Origin of the sequence: Mesorhizobium sp. YC-39 (assembly GCF_025753795.1) — a bacterium.
Lineage (GTDB): Bacteria > Pseudomonadota > Alphaproteobacteria > Rhizobiales > Rhizobiaceae > Mesorhizobium.
This window is the reverse complement of record NZ_JAOWPS010000003.1, coordinates 246,943-270,486: the sequence shown is the minus strand read 5'-3', so window position 1 is coordinate 270,486 and position 23,544 is coordinate 246,943. Positions and strand designations below refer to the sequence as shown.

Below are 23,544 nucleotides of genomic sequence, written 5' to 3'. Positions count from 1 at the left end.
GATGGCAAGATATCGGGGCGGGTGCCTGTGCGGCGCGGTGCGCTACCACGCAGAAGTCGCGCCGATCAATGAACGTGTCTGCCACTGCAAGCGCTGCCAGAAGGCGATTGGCGCGGCGTTCAACGCGCGCGTGCTGTTCCGCATTGACCACGTGACAATCGACGGGCCGGTGGCGACAGTGAATTCCTCGCCCGATCTCAAGCGCGGCTTCTGTTCAAGCTGCGGCACGACGATGTTTTCCCGCCGCGATAGCGCCGGCATCATCGGCATCACGACGGGCTCGCTCGATGACCCCTCCGTGTTCAAGCCGCAGATGCATATGTGGACCGCCTCGAAGCAGCCCTGGGTACGGCTCGATGACGGCTTGCCGCAATATGAAGGCGCGCCGCCGCCCAACTGAAGGCCAAATTTTTCATCTGAAGCCACGACATAGCCGGCAAAGCGTCATTGGCGGGCCATCATTGCCTGCTTATCTATCGCTTGCGGGCCGGTAGTCGAGGAGGCGATTGATGAACGACAGAATCAACACACTGGACGAGCTTTTGAGCGACCCGATGGTCCAGCTCGTGATGGAGCGTGATCGCGTGCGACCGGAACAGGTGCGCATATTGCTCGAACGCGTCCGCGGCCCGGTGGCCGGGGAATCGCCTGCCATCGGGCCTCAGTTGCCGCCGGCACATATGGTGGCCAGGACCTGCCAGAAGCTGTGGCTGTGCCGGTAAGACTTTTGTCGCTCCAGCTTTGCGATATCGTTTCACCCCCGCTCAGCCCCGCCACGGCAAAACGTCGTAAAAATTTGATTCAAACTTTGTTGGTAATTTCTCGTTAGTAATCTGGACTGCCGGGGCGTGTGCTTGCTCTCGGTCTGTTGTGTTTTGCGTACAGGTCCAGATGCGGTTACCAGGCGTCGTCATTTTATCGCTCGCATCGCTTTGGCTCGCCGGCTGTTCGTCGACGGCGGGCGTCGATGCCCTGCAAATGCCGTCCAACGAGACGACGAGCTCGGTGCCACGGCCGAGCGCCCCCGTCGCTTCCGCGCCGGCTGTTGCGCCGACCGCCGGCCTCGCGCCCATGAAATCCGAAGAGGTTGCCGAGAGCGATCGGCCCTTTGGCCTGGCGGAGGAGGAAACGGTGGCGTTCCCGGCGCCGGACCTCCCCGACAGTGTCGACCCACCGGTCGAGCCGGCAGCGCTGATGTCGCCGCCGAAGCGCCTGTCACGCGCGGCACCCGCCATGCTTGCCTCTCCGGTCACGCGCTATGGCTTTCGCGACGCCAAGCCGATCAATTTCGGCAGATCCTCGCCCCGGCATCTTGCCGTCCATGGCGTCGACGTCTCGCGCTGGCAGGGCAACGTCAACTGGAACAAGCTGCGCGCCCAGGGTGCCAACTTCGCCTACATCAAGGCGACCGATGGCGGCGATCATCTCGATCCCTTGTTCATGAAGAACTGGCGCAATGCCGATGCCGCCGGGCTGAAGCGCGGCGCCTATCACTTTTTCTACTGGTGCCGCACGGCAGGCGAGCAGGCCGACTGGTTCATCCGCAACGTGCCGAGGGTCGAGGGTGCGCTGCCGCCGGTGATCGACGTCGAGTGGAACGGCGACTCCTCCTGCAAGCGCCGGCCGTCGCGCGCAACGGTGCTGGAGAAGATGCAGGTGTTCATGGACAAGCTCGAGCGCCATTACGGCCAGCGGCCCATCATCTACACCGCCCCCGACTTCTACCGCGACAATCTGCGCGGCGCCTTCCCCGATTACCCATTCTGGCTGCGCGCCGTGGCGCAGCACCCGTCAAAGGTCTATCCCGGCCGCAAATGGCTGTTCTGGCAATATTCCGGCTCCGGCCTGTCGCACGGCGTGAGAGGCCGCATCGACCTCAACGTGTTCCATGGCGATGAGAGGGCATGGCGAGCGTGGGCGGGTGGACGGCAGATGGTGGCCGAGGCGGAGTAGGAATGGGAGGGACCATAAACCTACGTTCGCCATTCTAGAGGCGGAGCAGGAGCGAAGCGACGGTTACTCAGGCCCTAGGATCCATGCATGATGTGGAAATCGAAAATGAAATCCAGTAACTCAGGCAGTGCGCCGAGATACCGACCTATACGTATGGCATATGTTCTGGAATTAAATCGCCTTGTCCGATTCTAGAAAATAACTTATCGATTTCATCTAAAATCGTTTTAGGAATCTTCTTCCGCGGAAAACGCAATACCTTAGGAGCCGAGTCTATTGTCTCGTCGAAAATAAGATCAACAATGGGAGGTGCCGCATCACCATTGGAAAGCAAAAACAGCAAGCCATTCTGATATCCGCGACAATAGCAGGCGTCCCATAGATTATCTGCCGACACGTATTCGTTGACCTTATTCTCATAGCCATGAATAAGAGCGTGAACGTGGTCGAAATTGTAATACTCACCGCTAGCGCGCGTGTCCTTTATGCGCATGAGGGCGTCTTGAAGGCCGTCTTGGTAAGACAGCGCAAGTATGAGAAGTTTGTTCTTCGTCTCCAAGAATTTATCTGCAGTAAAAGAATGGTACGAATTAACGCCTATAAGAAATTCGGCGCAGGTATCAAACGCTGCTTCGGGAATGATTTTATCAGCACCGGCTAGGGAATTGTAGTGGGTGCGAAATTGTTCTAAAAAGAAGGAGCCGTCTGTTTCCACCGGTATCAAGTTCAGCCCGGTTTTTCGTAGATACTCATGATCTATATAGGGTGACACGTAGTATGATGACCGGACAAACGGTCCCATTATCTTCGTCATCGATTGAACCAGCTTCAAATAGTTTGGGTCTTTTAAAGAATAACCAGTGTATATAATTGTTTTAGACGCTATTATGTTTTTTAAGTATGCTCCTATCGCACCGTTTCTTAGCTTTTTGAGAGAATGGGCATAGTCTTCTGAGGTGGCTACTATTGATCCATAATTCGTAATTGAGCCATGTATTTTTATCACTCGCCGCTTTGAGCTGTCGACAAGCGCCAAGTCCTGATCATATACAAATGGCTCTAATCCAGCTTCGGCCTCGAAGAAGTCATCCCAGTTTGTTGTGATCACATCTTTGATCATAAATAGCGGGCGAATGGCGCGATGAAATCGCGTCATTGGCACATAAAATCCCCTAAACGAGCTGAAATAATTTAGGCGGTCTCGAATTTTTTGAACAAGCTTAATTCTACCGTCTGGTCGGCTACAATAAAGTGACATCAACGACGGGAAATCCAGGTCTCCACTTGCGCCGATTTCAACTTGTATTTGATCGTAGAATGTACCCCTACAATGATCTCGGTTTTCCGTGCTAATTCCAGCGCCTGCAAATATCGCTACTTTCCCCTCCGATATTCGATCTAGAAGCTCACGAGGGAACACAAACTCTTTTTCATTTTTGCAAAAAGAGCATTCGCAATTGCTCATCACATCCTGCCATATAGAAACCCGCCCAGTGCGCGCGGGTTTCGGCTTCGCTAATCACATAATCAAAGCTCAGCTGCACCCACTCGTCGAACCACACGTATCGCACTTCTCGCAGGTGCCGTTCCGCACCATGGTGAAGTTGTGGCATTCCGAGCATTCGTTGCCGGTGTAGCCCTGCATCAGCGATTGCTGACGCCTGGTCGCGGCAAGCGCCTTCGCCTCGGCCGCCTCCTGTGCGGCGGCATCGGTGAACAGCTCCCCGGAAGCCTCTTCGGCCTGCTCCTCGTAGACGATGTCCTCGACCAGCTCCTTCGCCCGCTCCTCATAGTCGCGCTTGTAGGCGATGGCCTCGTCGCTGGCCGGCTTCAGCGCCAGCACGTTGGAGCCGGAGAAGGCGGTCGGTGCCGCGCGGGCAGGGGTTCCGGAGCCGCCTGAGGCAAAGCCCTTGGGCTGCTCGGTGCCCGATACCAGCTTCACCGGCGAAGCGCCGCGGTAGAGCCCCTTGGAGAAGGGCGTCGTCTTGCCTTCGGTGATGCCACGCCCAAGTGCGGTCTTGTCGAAATCCGACTGGTCGACATGGGCGAGGTCGTGACGGCCGAGATAGGACACGGCAAGCTCGCGGAACACATAGTCGAGGATCGACGTCGCGTTCTTGATCGCGTCGTTGCCCTGCACCATGCCGGCCGGCTCGAACTTGGTGAAGGTGAAGGCCTCGACATATTCGTCGAGCGGCACGCCATATTGCAGGCCAAGCGAAATGGCGATGGCGAAGTTGTTCATCATCGCGCGAAAGGCAGCACCTTCCTTGTGCATATCGATGAAGATCTCGCCGATACGGCCGTCATCGAATTCGCCGGTCCTGAGATAGACCTTGTGGCCACCGACGACCGCCTTCTGGGTGTAGCCCTTGCGGCGGTTCGGCAGTTTTTCGCGGTCGCGGTAGAGCCGTTCCACCACGCGCTCGACGATCTTCTCCGTCACCTGCACGGCGCGCTGTGCCGCCGGGGCGGCGATCAGCTGCTCAACCGCGTCGTCCTCGTCCTCCTCGCCGTCGGCGAGCAGCGAGGCGTTGAGCGGCTGCGACAGCTTCGAGCCGTCGCGATAGAGCGCGTTGGCCTTCAGCGCCAGTTTCCACGACAGCATGTAGGCGCCCTTGGCGTCTTCCACCGTCGCGTCGTTGGGCATGTTGATGGTCTTGGAGATGGCCCCAGAGATAAAGGGCTGCGCCGCCGCCATCATCATGATGTGGCTGTTGATCGACAGCGAGCGCTTGCCGATCTTGCCGCACGGGCTGGCGCAGTCGAACACCGCCAGGTGTTCAGCCTTGAGGAACGGCGCGCCTTCCAGCGTCATCGCCCCGCAGACATGGATGTTGGCGGCCTCGATGTCCTTCTTGGCGAAGCCCAGCGCCGGCAGGATCTCGAACGAGAAATCGTTGAGCTGCTCGTCCGTGAAGCCAAACGTTTCCTTCACCCAGTCGGCGCCCAGCGTCCACTGGTTGAAGACGAACTTGATGTCGAAGGCCGACTTCAAGGCTGCGTTGAGCGCCGCGATCTTGTCGTCGGTGAAACCCTTCGCCTTGAGCGAGCCGGGGTTGATGCCGGGCGCCTGGTTGAGGTTGCCGTGGCCAACCGCATAGGCCTCGATCTCGGCGATCTGGCTCTCGGAATAGCCCAGCGTGCGCAGCGCTTCCGGTACGGCGCGGTTGATGATCTTGAAATAGCCGCCGCCGGCGAGCTTCTTGAACTTCACCAGCGCGAAATCGGGCTCGATGCCGGTGGTGTCGCAATCCATGACCAGGCCGATCGTGCCGGTCGGCGCGATCACGGTTGCCTGCGCATTGCGGTAGCCATGCTCTTCGCCAAGCTCGATGGCGCGGTCCCAGGCAGCCTTGGCATGCTCGGCAAGCGCTTGCTGCTTGAGGTCGGAGGCGACCAGCGGCACCGGATTGACGGCGAGCTTCTCGTAGCCGTCTCTGTCTCCGTAAGCAGCGCGGCGATGGTTGCGCATGACGCGCAGCATGTTCTGCGCGTTGCGGTCATAGTCGGGGAAGGCGCCGAGTTCGGATGCCATCTCGGCCGAAGTGGCATAGGCCGTGCCGGTCATGATGGCGGTGAGTGCGGCGCAGATGGCGCGGCCCTCGTCCGAGTCATAGGGAATGCCCGAGGTCATCAGCAGGCCGCCAATATTGGCGTAGCCGAGGCCGAGCGTGCGGTATTCGTAGGAAAGCTTGGCGATCTCCTTCGACGGGAACTGCGCCATCATGACAGAGATTTCCAGCACGATGGTCCACAGCCTGACCGTATGCTCATAGGCTGATATGTCGATCGTGCCGTCGGCATTGCGGTAGGGGAGAAGGTTGATCGAGGCGAGGTTGCAGGCCGTGTCGTCGAGGAACATGTATTCCGAGCACGGGTTGGACGCCCGGATCGCACCGGCCGAAGCGCAGGTGTGCCAGTCGTTCATCGTCGTGTTGAAATGCAGGCCCGGGTCGGCGGAAGCCCAGGCGGCGTAGCCGATCTTTTCCCAGAGATCCCTGGCCTTCAGCGTCTTCAGCACCTTGCCATCCTTGCGGGCGGTGAGATGCCAGTCGGCGTCCTGTTCGACGGCGCGCAGGAAATTGTCCTTCAGCGACACCGAATTGTTGGAGTTCTGGCCCGAAACGGTCAGGTAGGCATCGGAATCCCAGTCGGTGTCGTAGGTCTTGAACGACATCGAAGTGTAGCCCTGCCTGGCGAACTGGATGACCCGGTAGATGTAGTTCTCCGGCACCGCGTCCTTCTTGGCCAGCTTGATCTCACGCTTCAGCGCGGTGTTGATCGCAGGGTCGAAGCAATCGTCGTCCTGGCCTTCGCAGTTGATGCAGGCCTTCATGATCGCTTCGAGATGCTTCTTGACGATCTTGGAGCCGGTGACCAGCGAGGCTACCTTCTGCTCCTCATTGACCTTCCAGTCGATGAATTCCTCGATATCGGGATGGTCGACGTCGACAATGACCATCTTCGCCGCGCGGCGCGTCGTGCCGCCCGACTTGATGGCGCCCGCGGCGCGGTCGCCGATCTTGAGAAAGCTCATCAGACCGGACGAACGGCCGCCGCCGGACAGTTTTTCGCCTTCGCCGCGCAGGAACGAGAAGTTGGAGCCGGTGCCCGAGCCGTATTTGAACAGGCGCGCCTCGCGCACCCACAGGTCCATGATGCCGCCTTCATTGACGAGATCGTCCTGCACGCCCTGGATGAAGCAGGCATGCGGCTGCGGATGCTCGTAGGACGACTTCGACTTGGTCAGCTTGCCGGTGAAGGGGTCGACATAGAAGTGGCCCTGGCTCGGGCCGTCGATACCATAGGCCCAGTGCAGGCCGGTGTTGAACCATTGCGGCGAGTTTGGCGCCACGCGCTGGGTGGCCAGCATATAGGCGAGTTCGTCGCGGAAGGCCCGCGCGTCTTCCTCCGACTTGAAGTAGCCGCCCTTCCAGCCCCAATAGGTCCAGGTGCCGGCAAGCCGGTCGAAGACCTGGCGGGCGTCGATCTCGGAACCATAGCGCTCGGCCTCCGGCAGCTTGGCCATTTCCGCCTCGTCGGCGACGGAGCGCCACAGGAAGGAGGGGACGTCGTTCTCCTCGACCTTCTTCAGACGCGTGGGCACGCCGGCCTTGCGGAAATATTTCTGCGCCAGGATGTCGGCGGCAACCTGGCTGAACTGCGCCGGCACATCGATATTGTCCAAGCGAAACACCACCGAGCCATCCGGATTCTTGATCTCCGAAAGCGCCTTGCGGAATTCGATCTCCGCGTAAGCCGATTGACCCTGCTTGGTGAAACGACGCTCGATGCGCATTGGCCCTTTTCCTTTTGTCTATATATAGCGCTTTTCCCCGGGGATTTCTGCCCCCAATGCGAAACGCGCATGTCCGCCGTCTGCCGGCGTTCGAAAACGGCCGGCCCCTTCTTCACAGCCTCCACCGCTCTGCTGGTCAAACTCCTTGCGAAGTCCCTGATCCAACGCGCCGGCGAACCCTGCGGGTCCCTCAAAACTGAAACTTTTTTCGACTCCCTCAATCGAGGGGAAGTCCACACTATCTAGCGTCGAACCTACCTGCAAACACTAAATATAGTGTTAACAGACAATTTATTCCAGTCCGACAATTCTCCCTTTCGTCTCCCCAAGCCCCACCACCCCAACGCTTCCGCCGGCCTCGTAAACGGGCGGAAATGCGGGCAAAACGCACAAAATCCGGGAAAAAAGACCGGGCTCAGAACTTTCCGGTCGCGCTCTCAACAGGAACGCATGGCCTATAAAAGGCGACTCGTTTTGCGCCGTCAAGGATTCGTTTGCGTAGCTTTTGTGACCCCAACATCTTGTGTGTCACACATGTGGATAACGGGGATAGAAAGGGCCACCGAGGATTGTGATTTGCCCTCTTAAGGGCGCTGCGGCTTCGGCCTGCGAGACGCTGTCCCGCTCAGGAGAATTTGCGCGGGTCGGCGCAGAAACCGGCGATGATCTCACAAAGGTCCGGCTCGTTGACCATGCGCACGGCCTCCGTGGAGGTGACCCATTTGCGGGTGCGCGCGCGTTTTTCCTTCCACCGGTCGGCGATCTTGTCGACCTGCAGCGGAAACACCAGGACTTCGCAAGGCACTTCCTCGCCGGAGGCCAAAGCCTTGGCATAGAAATAGCGCCCGGCCTCGATGTGGGAGACTTTGCCGCGCAGTCCAGCTTCCTCGCCGGCCTCGCGCGCCGCGGCCTCGCAAAGCGGCTCCTTGGCCTCCGGCCAGCCCTTGGGCAACACCCAGCGGCCAGTGTCGCGGCTGGTGATCAGCATGATCTCGACGCCATGTCCGGTATCGCGCCACGGCAACGCCGCAACCTGCAGGCGGCACGGTGCCGTACCAAAAAGCTGCCGGACCCGTGTGGCCAGGTGGTTATGCGTCGTTGGCCTTGTCAACATCAGAGAAGCTTGCCCCAGCCTCCAGAATCATTTGTCGCCTCACGAATTCTACAGCCAATATAAGCAGCAAGAGTAAAAAACTTCATACAGACTGACTAAAATGCGACAATAAGCACCGATTTCACACATTAAGAGCGATGTGCGTCCGCCCTGGACGCATAAATACGGTCCAACTGGGTAAGCAGTATTGCGGGGATCAGCCGGCGTGGTCGTCGGCGATAGGCTTCTGGTAGGTGAAGCCCATGTCCCAGGGAAAATAGATCCAGGTATCCTGGCTGACCTCGGTGACAAAGGTGTCGACCAGCGGCCTGCCTTTCGGCTTGGCGTAGACGGTGGCGAAGTGGGCCTTGGGCATCATGGCGCGCACGATGCCGGCCGTCTTGCCGGTGTCGGTGAGGTCGTCGATGATCAGCACGCCGACGCCATCATCGGCGAGCAGCGCCGGAGTGATCTCCTTCAGCACCTGCAACTGCCCTTGGCTGGTGTAGTCGTGATAAGAGGCGACGCAGACCGTCTCGATGACCCGAATGCCGAGTTCGCGCGAGATGATGGCCGCCGGAACCAGTCCGCCGCGCGTGATGCAGACGATCGCCTTCCATTGGCCTTTGTTGGCCCCGGCAAGCCGCCAGGCAAGGGCGCGGGCGTCGCGGTGGAACTGATCCCAGGAGACAGGGAAGGCCTTTTCGGGAAGGGACATTTTTCGCGCACTCCGCAAGGCGCGCGGGCCGCGCGCAAGAAACAATGGAATGCGCGCGGAATTAACTGGAAAGCCTTGGTCTTGGCAAGTAGCGGAACCTTCAGTCAGATCGGTATGGCCACTTCCGGCGTCAGCACGGAAGTCGCTGCCGCGATCGCCCGCTGCACATCCTGCTCGCTGGTGCGCCAGTTGACCACGCTGACACGCATGGCGCGGCGGTTGCGCCATGTCGTGCCGGAAAAGAAGGCTTCGCCTGTGGCATTGATTTTTTGAATCGTTTCGTCGGTAAAAGCGTCATTTTCTCCAGGCGACGCGCCTGGCCGAGAGAAGCTGAGCAGGCCTTGATTGAGTGTTGGCCTTGCAAGGATCTCAGCGCCCGGCAGTTCGCCGATGCCCTCGACGATGCTGGTGCAATGCGCGCAACAGCGATCCACCAAAGCCTCCATGCCGCTGCGGCCGAGTTGCTTGAGCGCGGCATAGACGGGCACGCCACGCGCCCGGCGAGAGTATTCAGGGTTCCAGTCCGCCTGGTCCCGCGCGATTGTCGTGGGCGCGACATAGGATGCGCTCGACGTCATTGCAGTGCGGTGCGCCTCCCGGTCCGCGATGATGGCGATGCCGCAATCGAAGGGAACATTCAGCCATTTGTGGCCGTCGGTCGCCCAGCTATCCGCCAGTTCCACGCCGTCGAGCAGGTGGCGGTGCGTTCGGCTGGCACGTGCGAACAGGCCAAAGGCACCGTCGATGTGAACCCAGGCGCCGGCTGAATGCGCCATCGGGATCAACTCCCTGAACGCGTCACAGGCGCCGATGTTCAAGTCGGCGGCATTCAGCACCAGCATGGTCGGTTTGGAATTGCCGGAAAGCGCGCCCTTGAGAACCGCCGGAGAGATGCGCCCATCCCTGTCCGTTTTCATCTGTTCAATGGCATTGCGGCCTATCCCCAGAAAGCGCACCGCGCGATCTATGGTGACGTGCCGCTGGTCGCTCGTCAGCACCCTGATCCCGGGCGCACCAAACAGCCCCCCTTCTTCCACATTCCAGCCGACGCGTTTGAGCAGCGCCGCGCGTGCGGCCGCAAGGCTGGTCATGTGCGCCATCTGGCAACCGCTGGTGAAGGCGAAAGAGGCGCCGCGCGGCAGGTCGAGCAGTTCCTTGATCCATTCGCCGGCTGCTTCCTCGATCACGGCGGAGGCGGGACTGGAGGCGTACACCGTCGCGTTCTGATCCCAGGTGGCAACGAGCCAGTCGGCTGCCAGGGCGGATTCCAGGCCGCCGCCAATCACCCAGGCAAAGAAGCGTCCGCCTGCGCTGCCATGCATGCCTGGGCCGGCATCCCTGGCAAGTGCTTGAACCACTTCCTCTGCACCGCTGCCCTCGGGCGGCAACGGGCCGGCAAAAGACCGCTTGAGATCCAACAGACTGGCCGTTGCCGCCACCGAACGTTTATCCAGTCCGTCGATCCATGCTCGTGCTGCATGATAGGCGAGATCGAGCGCCGTGTTCATTGAGTGGGTTCCTCAAAACGGTGGCATTTGCACATGCCGGGACGCAGCCGGTCACCATGCCGGTTGTGCAGTTGGTTTCTACCAGTTTGGCCAGTGCTGATTGCTCCGACAAACGAAAAGGATTTACACTGGACATCAGCGAAATTGGCGAATTGGGATTTGCCACGCATGTCGAACCACGCACGCTTGCGGCCGGATTCGGGTGTTCTGTTGGGGCTGGACAATTCGCTCCTGCGGACTCTGATGGCGGTTGTCGACACTGGCAGCTTCGTTGGTGCAGCCCGAACAGTGCATCGGACGCCGTCTGCTGTAAGCATGCAGATGAAGCGGCTCGAAACGCAAATCGGACAGCCGATCTTTGCGCATCAAGGGCGCTCCACAATGTTGACGCCAGCAGGTGAAGCGCTTCTGACCTATGCGCGGCGCGCACTAGGAATAGCCGAAGAGGCGATAGTGCGGTTCAATCGCCTGTCGCACGGACGCGCCGTGCGGTTGGGAATGACGGACGAATATGCCGTTGCCTTCCTTCCCTCGGTTCTCGCCAGCTATACAGCGGCCTATCCTCTGGCGGAGATCAGCGTGACGTGCCGCACGAGCAGCGCGATGACGCGGATGCTGGATGAGGGCGAACTGGATGTGGCACTGGTGACAGCGGGTGCGACAGATCGAGCCGGATCGCCCGACGCGGCCATCCATAGAGATCGGCTTGTGTGGGCAGGCCTTGCACATGGAACCGCCCATCTCCGTCGTCCGCTGGCGGTCGCCGCAGGTCCGGCGAGTTGCATTTGGCGGAAGTCAGCCATCGATGCGCTCGACGCAGCTGGCATCTCTTATCACATCGTTTGTACAAGTGAGAATCTTGCAGGCCAGCTCGCGCTGGTGGTGGCGGGGCTGGCAGTTGCGCCGTTGCCGATTGCAGCCTTGTCGGGCGAACTGACGCCATTTGGGCCCGATCAAGGCCTTCCGTCGGTTGGTTACTATGACGTGGCGCTGCGGCGCAGCCCTCACGCGGCCCACGACCTGACTTCCGCCGTCATCGATCATATCGGGGCGTACTTCGCAGCGCGCCAGAGTTCTTGACCGACGCATCCTACCGCGACAGGAAGGCGGCCACCTGCACTGAACGCAGCACCGTGCGCGTGACGCCGCCGAACAGAAGCTGGCGCAGCCAGGAGTGGCTGTAGGCGCCGAGAACGAGCAGGTCGGCCCCGGTTTCGGCAATCCTGGTCTGGATGACGTCATCGACCGAGGTGCCGCCCGACTGCAGCACCGAGACGCTGACGGTAGCGCCGTGCCTGGACAGGGCGGCGGCGATTTCGGCACCGGCGGCCTCCGGGTTTTCGTCAAGCGTGTCCGGCGGATCGATGACGACGATGTCCGTCTTCTCGGCTTCGATGATGAAGGGCAAGGCGTCGAAGGCGGCGCGCGCGGCTTCCTTGCTGCCGTTCCAGGCTAGAAGCACATGCTTGAAGCTGGTGACGAGCGGGCCTGAATGCGGCACGACCAGCACCGGCCGTCCGGCGTCGTAGACCAGCGTATCGACATCGGCGCTGGCATCGCCGCCCGACTCGCGTTGCGCGGCAATGACCAGATCTGCGGTCCGTACGTTGGAAATCCCGGTCAGCGCACTGTCGCCTGAAAAACTTTCGAGACTGCGCCATTCGAACGACAGGCCGGAATCCTCGATGCGTTTGAGGAACAGCGCCTGCAGCTTGTCGGCGCGCTCCCGGCTCATGTCGGCTGAAACCTGCAGGAACTCCGTATCGGGGAAGCCGGTGGCCGATGTGTAGGGGACGGGAAGCGCTTCGGCATGAATGCCGATAAGATGGCTCTGGAACTTGGCTGAGAGCGGAATGGCGCAGTCGAGCACGCGTTCCGCATCCTGCTCGTTCTGCAATATCGCGACGATGGTCTTGAATCGCATGGTAATCCCTCATTTTACGGCGATTGGAACTCGCCTGCGGGAAACGTTATAGCACTATGCTTGGTTCCGAGCTGGACTAGCTCACGTGGCGGTGCTGGCAAAGCCTGCGACCATTGCCTCGACATCGGCGCGGGCAGTGTCCAAGGCCTCCTGGCTGCGGGCGCGAACGACCAGTTCCGTCCAGAACTTGCCGTCACCATATTTTGGATAGGAGCCGATGATCGTATCCGGATGAGCCTTCTGGATATCGGCCAGCGGTCCGCCGATCAGGCCTTCGCCGAACGGACAATGCACGGTGGCGGACAGCATTTTCGTGCCGGCCTTCAGCGTCGGAACTACATTGTCGAGCATCGCCTGGAAAATCGCCGGCACGCCGGCCATGACATGGACATTGCCGATGCGAAACCCCGGCGCTATGGAGACAGGATTGTCGATATGGTCGGCGCCGCGCGGCATGCGCGCCATGCGCCTGCGCGCCTCTGTGTATTCGATGCCGCGCGCGGCATAGCTCGCTTCCAGCATGGCATAGGCCTTGGCGTCGTATTCGCATGGCACGCCGAAGGCCTTGGCAATCGAATCCGCCGTGATGTCGTCATGTGTGGGGCCGATGCCGCCGGTCGTGAAGACATAGGTGTAGCGGACACGCACGGCATTCACCGCGGCGATGATCTCGTCTTCCTCGTCGGGTACGATGCGCACTTCCTTCAGGTCGACACCGACCGCCGTCATGATGTCGGCGAGGTGGCCGATATTCCTGTCCTTGGTGCGGCCAGACAGAATCTCGTCGCCGATGACGAGCATGGCGGCAGTGACGATTTCAGGCATGAGAGGCTCCGGCAAACGGCTTGCCTTAGGCAGATACGGTCGCCTTGGGCAGACAGGGTCGCCTGAGATAGCGCGGCGACCGGCCGTCCGCAATGCCACCAAACGACCGAGCGAGCACGCATTGCCTGCTGCCAAGCATCAGCGGCGCCTTCACGCATCGCTCACAAAAAGGTGTCGAAACCGGCGCGCCTTCACGATTTTTTCATCGAACCCAAAACCCGCCAATGGGTTCTCCTTCGTCGAACCAAGTCGGCGATATCTGGAATCCCCCGATATCTGAACTCCATGGAGTAATCTTTATGCTTACGAAAATTCTCGCAGCTTCGGTCCTCACGCTTGGCCTTGCCGCATCGGCAATGGCGCAATCGTCTGGCGCCCACCACATCCGCCATCGCCCGGTCTCCAGCAACGAACAGATGATGACCGTTGATCCCAGCACCACCGGCAGCATCAATGGCGACGCGTCAGGGCTCAACAGCCGCGGCAATCCCGGGCCGGTCGGGCCTTGCGCCTCGAATACGCCAGGACCCGACGCCAATGCCGGCCTGAACGTCAACGATCAATATTGCGGCAAGTAATCAGTCCACGACCGGACCGGCCGGCGGATGCCGTTCAATCGGCATCCGCGGCGGCCGGGAAATACCTTAGGGCTGGGAGGCAACGTGACCCGCGACAGCGCACTATTCCTTCACCGCGCCGGTCATCGAGGACACGTAGTGCTCGACAAAGAACGAGTAGAGAACCACCACCGGCAGCGAGCCGATCAGCGCCCCCGCCATCAGCGCACCCCATTCATAGACGTCGGAGCGGACGAGCTCCGTGAGCACCCCGACCGGCACCGTCTTGTTTTCGGACGACTGGATGAACGTCAAGGCATAGATGAACTCGTTCCATGACAGGGTGAATGCGAATATGCCGGCGGAAATCAGGCCGGGCACCGACAGCGGCAGCACGATCTTGCTGAGGATCTGCCACCGGCTCGCCCCGTCTATCAGCGCGCATTCTTCCAACTCGAACGGGATGGAACGGAAGTAACCCATCAACAGCCACGTACAGAACGGGACGAGGAAGGTCGGATAGGTGAGGATCAGCGCGAAGGGCGTGTCGTAGAGCCCAAGGTTGAACACCATCACCGACAGCGGAATGAACAGGATCGACGGCGGCACGAGATAGGCGAGGAAAATCGCGAGGCCGACCTGCCGCGATCCGGAGAACCGCAGCCGTTCGATCGCATAGGCCGCAAAGACCGACGCCAGCAGCGACAGGAAAGTGGCGGCGGTCGAGATGATGATCGTGTTGAGCAGCCAGCCAGGATAGGATGTCTCGAAGAGAAGATAGCGAATGTGCTCCAATGTCGGATGCACGACCCAGAACGGGTTGAAATTGGCATAGTCGGTCATTTCGAGATTGGGCTTAACCGCCGTGATCGTCATCCAGTAAAACGGGAACAACAGCACGATGACGAAGACGAGCAACGGCAGATAGACCGTCACCACGCGGCGCGGCAGGCTCTGAAGGTAGCCCATGCCGCCTTCGTCGAGTTCCTGACGTTTCGTTTTTGTGATCGCGGCCATGTCAGTCTCCGCCACCTTGCTGCCATTTACGGCGCTGCAAGCCGAAATAGCTGAACAGGATCGCCGCCAGCAGGAACGGGATCATCGCGACCGCGATTGCCGCGCCCTCGCCAAGCTGGCCGCCGGAAATGCCGCGCTGGAATGACAGTGTCGCCATCAGATGCGTCGCGTTCACCGGCCCGCCACGCGTCAGCACATAGATCAGCTGGAAATCGGTGAAGGTGAACAGCACCGAAAACGTCATGGTGATGGCGATGATCGGCGTCAGCAGCGGCAGCGTCACATAGCGGAACAACTGCCAGCGGCTGGCGCCGTCGAGCGTGGCAGCCTCGTAGAGCGACTGGGGGATCGTCTGCAGGCCGGCAAGCAGCGTGATGGCGACGAAAGGAATGCCGCGCCAGACATTGGCGGCGATGACTGAGGCACGCGCGTTCTCGGGGTCGCCGAGAAAATTGATGCGGTGTTCGATCAGGCCCATTTCCATAAGTGCCCAGGACAGAATGGAGAACTGCGAATCGTAGATCCACCAGAAGGCGATGGCCGAAAGCACGGTCGGCACCACCCACGGCAGCAGGACGATCGCGCGGAAGAACGATTTGAACGGCAGGTTTTGGTTGAGGATGAGCGCCAGCCAGAGACCGAGGACGAACTTCAGGATCGAGGCGCTGATCGTGTAGAGCAAGGTGTTGAAGACGGAGAGCCAGAAGACGGCGTCACTCCACAAATACTCGTAGTTCTCGATGCCGATGAAAATCCCGGGGCGGCCGATGCGGGCATCGGTAAAGCCAAGCCAGACGCCAAGTCCAAGCGGATAGGTCAGGAAAACCAGCAGCAGCGCTGCCGCCGGCAGCATGAAGCCGAGGCCGAGCGCATTGCGGCTTTCAGACAGGCGCGACAGCATCGACGGGCGCGACTGGACGGCAACGGACGGCACGGCCATGGGACAGCTCCTCAGAGCAATTCCAGGAAAAGTGCATAGCGGTTTTCCTGGAATTGCGTAAAAACAAATACTTAGAGCGGGGCAGCGATTCTGTTAAGCTGAACCGCTCCAGGAGGTCTCGTTGAGCGGCCCGAGCGGCCGGCAAGCGATTTCAGGAATTGGACCGGGCGCGCCGCGGTCGCGGCTACCCGATCCGGCTGTGCTCAAACGCGGTAGTAGCGGTTGGCACGCTTTTCCGCCTCTTCCATTGCCTCCTGCGGCGTTGCCTGACCTGTCACGGCCTTCGCGAACATGTCCACCAGCACATAGTCGGCCATGGTCGCCGCCGATGCGTAACCGAGCGGCCCCGCATAACCGTTGGGACGCAGTGTCTCCGAGGCCTTCGCGTAAGCGGCATTGTTCGGGTCGGCCGTCCATACCGGATTGTTGGCGAAGGCCTTCAGGGTCTGGCAGCAGTAGCCCGCCGAGGAGGTGATCCAGTCCGCCATTTGCGGATCCTCGAACATGAACTGCAGGTAGGCCTTCGCCGCGTTGGGGTAGGGTGTGTAGTCGAAGATCACGGCCGTGGTCACCTGGAACAGCTCGACGGACTTCCCGACAGGACCGATCGGCAGGTTGGTGGTGCGTATGTCCTTGGCGATCTCAGTCAGTTTCGGATCTTTGTCCTTGTTGATCTTGGCCGTGTTGTAGGCGGAAATGCCGTTGGCGATCACGCTGAGTTCGCCTGCCAGGAAGGCGCGGTTGTTGTTCACGTCGAGCCAGCTCTCAGTCCCGGGAATGAAGGTATTGTAGAGCTCCTGCGCATATTCGATCGCCTTCGCCGTCTCCGGGCTGTTGATCGTCACCTTGCCGCTCTCGTCGACCATCTGGCCACCGTGGCTCCAAAGCAGCCAGTGAGCATAGTTGTTGCCGTCGCCGACGCCATGGCCGTGCGTGAAGCCGGCCGGATGCCCCTTCGCCTGCAGTGCCTTGCAAAGTTCGAGGAAGCCGGCTGTATCCTTCGGAAACTCCGAGAAGCCGGCCTCCTTCACCCAGCTTTCCCGATAGACGATGGCATTGCCGATGGTGGCCAAAGGCAGGCCGAGGAATTTGCCTTCCCGGGTCGCATATTGCTTTGGTCCGTCATACCAGCCGCCATATTTCGTGCCGAGATACTCGCCCAGTTCCGTGACGTCGTGCAGCTTGTCGGGATACTGATGCGGGTCGTCGAACCAGACGAACATGAGATCCGGACCGGAACCGACATTGGCGGCGACCGCCGCCTTGGGGCGAATGTCTTCCCAGCTTTCCTTGTCGACGCGGACTTCGACACCTGTCGCTTCGGTGAATCGCTTGGTGTTGGCCAGCCATTGGTCCTCATCGCCCTGCACGAAGGGCGACCAGCGCAGCAGCCTGAGCTTCGCGCCGTCCTCGGGCTTGTATTTCAATCCCTCCTGGGCAAAGGCGGAAGAGCCGACGAACCGGCTTCCCAAGGCTCCCGCGGCGACGCCGGCGGTCGTGCGGATCACGTCGCGTCTGGTGAATTTCATGCTCGTTTCCTCCTGTTATTCGTTGCCGTATGGTTCTTACTGTTCGCTGTGCGTCTTGAATCGCTTTCCGGTTTCGCTGTGGAAGAGATGGATGAGGCCGGGCTCGGCCGTGAGCCGTATGGTCTCGCCCGGCGTGAAGGAATGACGTTCCCGGAAATTCGCGACGATCTCTTCGCCGCCGGCTGTCCGGCCGATGACCTGCACTTCCGATCCGCTTGGCTCGACCACCACGACGGTGACCGGAATCCCTTGGTCGGACAATCGTAAATGCTCGGGCCGTATTCCCAGCACTACCGGCTCGCCACTGTTGATGGAAAGTGCTGTGGCCAACGGGACTGAAACCCCACCGGAGCCGCGAAACGACGGTGCGCCACCATCGGTTGTGACTTCGCCCCTGAGCATGTTCATGGCGGGAGAGCCGATGAAACTGGCGACGAAGAGATTATCCGGCCTGTCATAGAGCTCCAGCGGCGGCCCGATCTGCTCGACGAGGCCGTCGTGCATGACGACGATCTTGTCGGCCATGGTCATGGCCTCGATCTGGTCGTGGGTGACATAGACCGTCGTGGTCTTGAGGCGCTGGTGCAGTTCTTTTATCTCGGCGCGCATCTGCACCCTCAACTTGGCGTCGAGATTGCTGAGGGGTTCGTCGAACAGGAAAACCGCGGGATCGCGCACGATCGCCCGGCCCATGGCGACACGCTGGCGCTGACCGCCCGAAAGCTGGCGCGGATAGCGTTCCAGCAGCGGCACCAGCCCCAGGATTTCGGCAGCGCGCCGGACGCCGGCATCGCTCTCCGCTTTCGCAACACCCTTGAGCATCAGCGAGAACGCCATGTTCTCGGCGACCGTCATATGCGGGTAGAGCGCGTAGTTCTGGAAGACCATGGCGACGTCGCGTTCCTTTGGCGCAACGTTGTTGACGATACGCTCGCCAATCGCGATCTGGCCGCGCGAAATCTTTTCCAGGCCGGCGATCATCCTGAGAAGGGTCGATTTTCCACAACCCGACGGCCCGACCAGCGTGACGAACTCGCCGTCGTCTATATCCACGCTGACGCCGTGCAGAATCTCGACGGTCCCAAATGATTTGTAGACATCGCCAATTGCGACAGACGCCATCGATTTCCTCCCGAATGCTTCCTGCGACGTCTTCGAAGGAAACCGCTCCTGTCAGGCCCGCGATCCCAAACTCCTCCCTGGTCACGCGACAATGACGACGGTAGCGCTACCAAGCCGGCCTGTAAAGCAGCGGCGGCACGCGCCTTTCTTCGTCGTTCCTGGTCGTGGACGGCACCGTCTAATGCATGTCGCGCAAAAAGTGTGCAGCGGTTTTGCGATAACGACATGCATAAAACAAACAACCTAAAGCGTGTCGCATGTATCCGATTGCACGCGACGCGCTTTAGTCGGAAACTTCCGTTTGCGGCCGGTCACGGCCGTCTGCCAGTTCGTCGTGCCATTTGCCTTCGGCGTCCTCGTACTGGATACCGTCCGTGGTGCCGGCGACCTGCTGCTCGGCCGAGGCGATCTCGGCGGCGCGCAGCGCGTCCTGGTGATTGGGGAACGTCTCAGAGAATGTCGAGCCGACCTTGTAGGCCCAGCCCCCATCATGCTCGACGATCTTGTAAGTCAGCTTGGCCATGAAGTCCTCCGGTTGAAAAGCCTCATCTGCTCAATGCAGCCTTCCGTCGGGCAATCTCTCGTCGGGAACCAGTACATCCGATTCCTTCGCCGCTTCGATCAGTGCCCGACGCGCGTCTGCGGTCGAACGATAACCTTCCAGCACTTTGAGGCAAGTGTCGAGGGCATCACGATGCCGAGGGCCGCGATTGAGCGGCCAGGTCGTCATCAGGCACTCGGCCGCCTCCTGGGTGCTGCGGATCTCGCGATATTTGCCGACATGGCCAAGTTCGACCACGACAGGCTTTTCAAACGGTTTGTTGTCCACCATCGCCGCCAACGCGGAGCAGCCGATTTGGTTGCAAGCGCATCTTCAGCCTGCGCGCAAAAGTCCCAGTAAAAGTCTCAATAGCCGCAGTCGTTGCGCATCCAGCGTGCGTTCGCCCAACCGGTCGTGCCACCGATTTCGACCTTGTACCAGTTGCCGCGCCGGTCGAAGATCTCGGTATGATCACCATTGAACAATTGGCCGATCATCCGCGACGACGAATTCGGCCGCGCCCGCACAGCGAGAAAACCGCTGCCTGTTGCCAGATTGTAGTGACGGGAAAGGCCGTGCACCGTGCCTTCGCAATATTGCGCGCCGGCAGGCGTCGAGACATTGAACGACAGCCCGGCCGCAACCATTGCGGCGGCTGGATAGCTTGCCCTGAACAACATGATTTTGCTCCCCCCTGGCCGCTCCAATCGCGGCCTACCCAAAGGTCCCAACCCCAGGGGCCAATGTGTGGGCCGATTAAAGCGAAGCTGTGGCACGCTGTCCAGCGACGCGTGCCGTATGGCAGGTCACAACAAGCGGGCCGATCAGCCCGCCGCCTTCATCCAGTGCTGCATGGTCGTAACCGAGCGGGCAAGCTGTGGCGCCGGGTGGATTTTCTCGCCGAAGGTCGCCGCGGCGCGCCACGCCCAGCGTGGATCGGCGAGGAAGGCGCGGGCCAGCGCCACCATGTCGGCGCGGCCGTCGGCGATGATCGCCTCGGCCTGCTTGGGATCGTCTATCAGCCCGACGGCTCGCGTCGGGATGCCGGCGCCCTTGCGCACCGCCTCCGCCAGATGCACCTGATAGCCCGGACCCGTCGGTAGCTTCTGCAAGGGCGAATTGCCGCCGCTCGAGCAGCAGAGATAGGCCACACCCGCTGCCTTCAGCGCCTTGGCCACCTCGATCGCGTCCTCGACGTCGAAGCCGCCATCGACCCATTCTTTCACCGACAGGCGTGCGCCGAGCATCAGCTTCGGGACGGCCTTTCTCACCGCCTTGGCAATCTCGACAGCAAACCGCATGCGGTTCTCCAGGGAGCCGCCCCAGCGGTCGGTGCGCTGGTTGGAAAGCGGCGACAGGAACTGGAAGATCAGATAGCCGTGTGCGGCGTGCAGTTCGATGAAGTCGAAGCCGGCGCGTTCGGCACGCCGGGCCGCGTCGGCGAAGCGTTCGATGATGTGCAGGATCTCGTCGTCCTCCAGCGCCCGCGGCACCTGCCAGCCCGTGTCGTAGGCAATTGCCGATGCAGACACGATCGGCCACGGGTCCTGATCCGGCTTCAGCGGTCCGCCGCCTTCCCACGGTTTCTGGTTGGAAGCCTTGCGGCCGGCATGAGCAAGCTGGGTGCCGAATTTCGTGCCGGGGGCGGCGACGCGCTTGGCGGCGTCCAGCGTGCGCCGGGCGGCAGCCTCGTTGTCTTCGGAATAAAGACCGAGGCAGCCATGCGAGATGCGGCCGCGGCGCTCGACGTCGGTCATCTCGACCGTGACCATGCCGGCGCCGGACATGGCGAGATTCATCCAGTGATACAGGTGCCAGTCGCTGGCCGAACCGTCATCGGCGGAATACTGGCACATCGGCGCGACCGCTATGCGGTTCGGGAAGGTGAGGCCGTCAAGCGTGATCGGCTGGAAAAGGGATGTGGTCATCAAAATCAGCTCCGGGAGGGTCGTCGCTATTTAGGCAATGGATTGCGCCTGCGCCAGACACGAGGCGGTGAAACGCGCTCTGGACCAATCACTGTCAGGCCAATCGCTATCAGGATTGCGCAAAAACCGGTTCGAGGCTAACGCATGACCGAAAATCGTCGGTGCCGCAGCATCCTTTGAGCGTCCGGAAAGACGCGCGGCGCCGCAGTCCTCGCGCTGCCGGCAGCAGGAGTCCGTTCATGGAAGATCGCATACGCATCCGCTCAGAGGAAATTCTCTCCGACGACTGGGCGGTCCTGAAAAAGACCATCCTCGATTATCGCCGGCGCGACGGGCAGTGGGAGACGCAGATCCGCCAGACCTACGATCGTGGCGACGGTGCGGTGATCCTGCCTTACGATCCGCAGCGCTCGACGGTGCTTCTGGTGCGGCAGTTCCGCTACCCGGCCTATGTCACCGGCCACCGCGAGCCGCTGATCGAGGCCTGCGCCGGACTGCTCGACGAAAACGATCCGGAAACCTGCATCCGCAAGGAGGCCGAGGAGGAACTCGGCTATCGGCTGAAGGACGTGGAGCGGCTGTTTGCGCCTTACATGAGCCCCGGCAGCGTGACCGAGCGGCTTTGGTTCTTCATCGCGCGTTATTCGCCCGCCGACCGCATTTCGGCCGGTGGCGGTGCGGCGGAAGAAGGCGAGGACATCGAAGTGCTTGAGATGCCGCTCGACGAAGCTCTGGCCGGCATCGCCGACGGCCGCATCGTCGATGCCAAGACGATCATCCTGATCCAGCACCTGAAGCTGAACCCGATCCGGGCTTGATCCATGCATGGGCCTGGACATCGCGAGGGAGCGCGCCAGCAGCCGGGCCGGCTGAAACGCGTTGGCGCGAAGGCGTTTCTTCTGGTCTTGAATGTCGCGCTGCTGGTCCGTTACCGGCGCCTGACTCAGCGCTTCTTCGAAAGGATGCGGCATCTGCCGAACTTCGCCGCCCCGGCGGCCTTCACGGAGAAGATACATTGGCGCAAGATTTTCGATGACGACCCGCGATTTGCGGTCGTGCTCGACAAGCTGAAAGCCAAGGAGTTCGTCAGGGATCGGCTCCCCTGGCTGCATGTCCCAGCGGTGCTGTGGCAAGGCGACAACCCGCGCGACATCCCCTTCAATGAATTGCAGGTCCCCTACATCGTCAAATGCAATCACGGCTGCGCCATGAATGCCGTCGTTGCGGATCCTGCCCAGGTCGACGGCGACGCCATCATTGCCGACATGACCCGGCATCTCGGCGAGACCTATGGCGACCGCAAGCTGGAACGCAGCTACGCTCATATCAAGCGCAAGGTTTTCATCGAGGCGCTGGTCGGCAAGGATCAGGGCTATCAGCCCATCGACTACAAGTTCAATGTGGTCGCCGGCCGTGTCGCTCTTGTCGTGGTCACCGCCTTCCGCTCGAGCGTCCGCAAAACGGCACTTTTCGATCGCGATTGGCGGCGGCTGGCAGTCGCCCAGGCCGGCATCGACGCAACGCTGGAAATTGCCAGGCCGGAAAGCTTTTCGCGCATGGTCGAGGCCGCCGAAACCCTGGGCGGCGAATTCGACATGATACGGGTCGATTTCTACGAAGACGCAGGCGAACCGGTCTTTGGAGAATTCACGATCTATCCCCGCAGCGGCCTGCAGCAATTCGACCCGCCGGCATTCGATCGTGAGCTGGGCGCGCGATGGGACATTGCCGCATCCCGCTATCTGAAGTGCCCGCCGGGCAGGTTTGCACGCTGGCACAGGGCCGCACTTGCCGCTGCCGGCCACATCTAACCACGAACGACCGCCATTGTTGCTGGTGCGGACGGAAATCGAACCCGCACGATCAGAGAGGGACTGTTTTCAGGTTCGTTGAGCCCATTAGGGATTGCTGATAGGCTGACGCTGGGGCAGCACAGGAAAGGAAAAAGGGGAAAAGGAGGGGAAAGTCCATGATCAATCGCAGTCTGTTCGCTCGCGCGGTCGCTGTTTGCGGCATGCTCGCGCTCTCGTCGGTTGCCGGCAACGGCGTGGTCGGTGTGGCGGCAGCAAAGACAGTCGTCATCCAGAGGACAACCGTCTACATCAACACCCTGCCCAAAGGGTGCGTAAAGACCACTTACAGCGGCGGTATCGTCGTTTGGAAATGCGGTACGAAATACTACCAGCCCTATAACAACCGCTACGTGCTCGTTTACATCAAGTAAGCGCGCTGGGTCTCTGAGAGGCCGTCAGGGCGAGGACGTGAAAAGCCTTACAGCAGCCGGTGCTCGCGAGATATCGCACGCCGGCCGCCGCAACAGGGACGTTCCCTGGAGGTTCTTCATTGCTTGGAAGTGCCGCAGCTTGGAGTGGTGCGGACGACGGGAATCGAACCCGTACGATCAGAGATCGAGGGATTTTAAGTCCCTTGCGTCTACCAATTCCGCCACGTCCGCAGGCCTTTCGTTTCAACTACTTAGGCGATTTCGTCAATTGCCGTTGTGCAGGCCCGGAAAAGTGTTGTGCAAAAAAGCTCTGTCTTTTCATTCGCCAGTGGCCTTTCGACCGTTCTTTGCCATCCATGCGCG

At 60.6% G+C, this 23,544-nt stretch carries 23 protein-coding genes and 1 tRNA gene; 8 read left to right on the top strand and 16 right to left on the bottom strand.

Translation table 11 applies throughout. The annotated features are described in order from the left end of the window. The first annotated feature begins 1 nt into the window (after position 1). The 3 genes from OHD62_RS18035 to OHD62_RS18025 all read left to right on the top strand — a co-directional run bounded on the left by OHD62_RS18035 (position 2) and on the right by OHD62_RS18025 (position 1,953). Positions 2–400 (top strand): GFA family protein, encoded by a 399-nt coding sequence (locus tag OHD62_RS18035; protein WP_263784220.1) that lies wholly within the window; start codon positions 2–4, stop codon positions 398–400. A gap of 109 nt (positions 401–509) precedes the next feature. Then, on the top strand, positions 510–722 hold the full coding sequence (locus OHD62_RS18030; RefSeq protein WP_263784218.1) for a hypothetical protein: 213 nt from the start codon (positions 510–512) through the stop codon (positions 720–722). 169 nt (positions 723–891) lie between these two features. Next, the gene (locus OHD62_RS18025; protein ID WP_263784217.1) at positions 892–1,953 is read left to right on the top strand and encodes a glycoside hydrolase family 25 protein; all 1,062 of its coding nucleotides are present in this window, start codon (positions 892–894) and stop codon (positions 1,951–1,953) included. Between the two features lie 145 nt (positions 1,954–2,098). Here the strand turns inward: OHD62_RS18025 and OHD62_RS18020 are convergent, their stop codons facing one another. The 5 genes from OHD62_RS18020 to OHD62_RS18000 form a co-directional block, all read right to left on the bottom strand. Continuing rightward, entirely contained in the window at positions 2,099–3,418 is a 1,320-nt protein-coding gene (locus OHD62_RS18020; RefSeq protein ID WP_263784216.1) for an SIR2 family protein, read from the bottom strand. A 69-nt stretch (positions 3,419–3,487) separates the two neighbouring features. After that, positions 3,488–7,255 carry a vitamin B12-dependent ribonucleotide reductase gene (locus OHD62_RS18015; protein ID WP_263784215.1) on the bottom strand — a complete coding sequence of 1,256 codons (3,768 nt, stop codon included), beginning with the start codon at positions 7,253–7,255 and terminating at the stop codon, positions 3,488–3,490. Positions 7,256–7,880: 625 nt separating this feature from the next. Continuing rightward, positions 7,881–8,369: an NUDIX hydrolase gene (locus OHD62_RS18010; protein ID WP_263784214.1), complete on the bottom strand. Its 489-nt coding sequence runs from the start codon at positions 8,367–8,369 to the stop codon at positions 7,881–7,883. A gap of 196 nt (positions 8,370–8,565) precedes the next feature. Continuing rightward, positions 8,566–9,066 (bottom strand): xanthine phosphoribosyltransferase, encoded by a 501-nt coding sequence (gpt, locus tag OHD62_RS18005; protein WP_263784213.1) that lies wholly within the window; start codon positions 9,064–9,066, stop codon positions 8,566–8,568. Positions 9,067–9,170: 104 nt separating this feature from the next. Continuing rightward, positions 9,171–10,574, bottom strand: a complete 1,404-nt coding sequence (locus OHD62_RS18000; RefSeq protein ID WP_263784212.1) for a pyridoxal phosphate-dependent decarboxylase family protein — start codon at positions 10,572–10,574, stop codon at positions 9,171–9,173. Between the two features lie 168 nt (positions 10,575–10,742). Between OHD62_RS18000 and OHD62_RS17995 the strand changes: the two genes are divergently transcribed. Further along, positions 10,743–11,654, top strand: a complete 912-nt coding sequence (locus OHD62_RS17995; protein WP_263784211.1) for a LysR family transcriptional regulator — start codon at positions 10,743–10,745, stop codon at positions 11,652–11,654. Between the two features lie 10 nt (positions 11,655–11,664). Here OHD62_RS17995 and OHD62_RS17990 read toward each other — a convergent pair whose 3' ends face one another. Both OHD62_RS17990 and OHD62_RS17985 read right to left on the bottom strand, forming a co-directional pair. Beyond that, positions 11,665–12,498, bottom strand: a complete 834-nt coding sequence (locus OHD62_RS17990; RefSeq protein WP_263784210.1) for a universal stress protein — start codon at positions 12,496–12,498, stop codon at positions 11,665–11,667. A gap of 81 nt (positions 12,499–12,579) precedes the next feature. Next, positions 12,580–13,323, bottom strand: coding sequence for a competence/damage-inducible protein A (locus OHD62_RS17985; protein ID WP_263784209.1), 744 nt, complete (start codon positions 13,321–13,323; stop codon positions 12,580–12,582). A gap of 299 nt (positions 13,324–13,622) precedes the next feature. On the opposite strand from OHD62_RS17985, the gene OHD62_RS17980 reads away from it, so the two are divergent. Beyond that, positions 13,623–13,901, top strand: coding sequence for a hypothetical protein (locus OHD62_RS17980; RefSeq protein ID WP_263784208.1), 279 nt, complete (start codon positions 13,623–13,625; stop codon positions 13,899–13,901). A 102-nt stretch (positions 13,902–14,003) separates the two neighbouring features. Here the strand turns inward: OHD62_RS17980 and OHD62_RS17975 are convergent, their stop codons facing one another. The 8 genes from OHD62_RS17975 to OHD62_RS17940 form a co-directional block, all read right to left on the bottom strand. Continuing rightward, positions 14,004–14,897, bottom strand: a complete 894-nt coding sequence (locus OHD62_RS17975; protein ID WP_263784207.1) for a carbohydrate ABC transporter permease — start codon at positions 14,895–14,897, stop codon at positions 14,004–14,006. Between the two features lies 1 nt (position 14,898). Beyond that, complete coding sequence (locus OHD62_RS17970) at positions 14,899–15,798, bottom strand: carbohydrate ABC transporter permease (RefSeq protein WP_412177400.1); 900 nt, start codon at positions 15,796–15,798, stop codon at positions 14,899–14,901. Between the two features lie 242 nt (positions 15,799–16,040). Then, positions 16,041–17,366 (bottom strand): ABC transporter substrate-binding protein, encoded by a 1,326-nt coding sequence (locus OHD62_RS17965; RefSeq protein WP_263784205.1) that lies wholly within the window; start codon positions 17,364–17,366, stop codon positions 16,041–16,043. Positions 17,367–17,402: 36 nt separating this feature from the next. Next, the gene (locus OHD62_RS17960) at positions 17,403–18,488 is read right to left on the bottom strand and encodes an ABC transporter ATP-binding protein (RefSeq protein ID WP_263784204.1); all 1,086 of its coding nucleotides are present in this window, start codon (positions 18,486–18,488) and stop codon (positions 17,403–17,405) included. A 283-nt stretch (positions 18,489–18,771) separates the two neighbouring features. Continuing rightward, on the bottom strand, positions 18,772–19,011 hold the full coding sequence (locus OHD62_RS17955; RefSeq protein ID WP_263784203.1) for a hypothetical protein: 240 nt from the start codon (positions 19,009–19,011) through the stop codon (positions 18,772–18,774). A 30-nt stretch (positions 19,012–19,041) separates the two neighbouring features. Continuing rightward, positions 19,042–19,320: a DUF982 domain-containing protein gene (locus OHD62_RS17950; RefSeq protein WP_263784202.1), complete on the bottom strand. Its 279-nt coding sequence runs from the start codon at positions 19,318–19,320 to the stop codon at positions 19,042–19,044. A gap of 74 nt (positions 19,321–19,394) precedes the next feature. Next, complete coding sequence (locus OHD62_RS17945; RefSeq protein ID WP_263784201.1) at positions 19,395–19,709, bottom strand: SH3 domain-containing protein; 315 nt, start codon at positions 19,707–19,709, stop codon at positions 19,395–19,397. Between the two features lie 144 nt (positions 19,710–19,853). Further along, on the bottom strand, positions 19,854–20,957 hold the full coding sequence (locus OHD62_RS17940) for an NADH:flavin oxidoreductase/NADH oxidase (RefSeq protein WP_263784200.1): 1,104 nt from the start codon (positions 20,955–20,957) through the stop codon (positions 19,854–19,856). 239 nt (positions 20,958–21,196) lie between these two features. Here OHD62_RS17940 and OHD62_RS17935 point away from each other — a divergent pair, with 239 nt between their 5' ends. The 3 genes from OHD62_RS17935 (at position 21,197) to OHD62_RS17925 (ending at position 23,181) form a co-directional block, all read left to right on the top strand. Next, positions 21,197–21,775, top strand: coding sequence for an NUDIX domain-containing protein (locus OHD62_RS17935; RefSeq protein WP_263784199.1), 579 nt, complete (start codon positions 21,197–21,199; stop codon positions 21,773–21,775). Between the two features lie 3 nt (positions 21,776–21,778). Beyond that, entirely contained in the window at positions 21,779–22,768 is a 990-nt protein-coding gene (locus tag OHD62_RS17930; protein ID WP_263784198.1) for an ATP-grasp fold amidoligase family protein, read from the top strand. Positions 22,769–22,926: 158 nt separating this feature from the next. After that, positions 22,927–23,181 carry a hypothetical protein gene (locus OHD62_RS17925; RefSeq protein ID WP_263784197.1) on the top strand — a complete coding sequence of 85 codons (255 nt, stop codon included), beginning with the start codon at positions 22,927–22,929 and terminating at the stop codon, positions 23,179–23,181. A 145-nt stretch (positions 23,182–23,326) separates the two neighbouring features. Here the strand turns inward: OHD62_RS17925 and OHD62_RS17920 are convergent. Next, positions 23,327–23,412 (bottom strand) — tRNA-Leu (locus OHD62_RS17920). Positions 23,413–23,544: the final 132 nt, after the last annotated feature.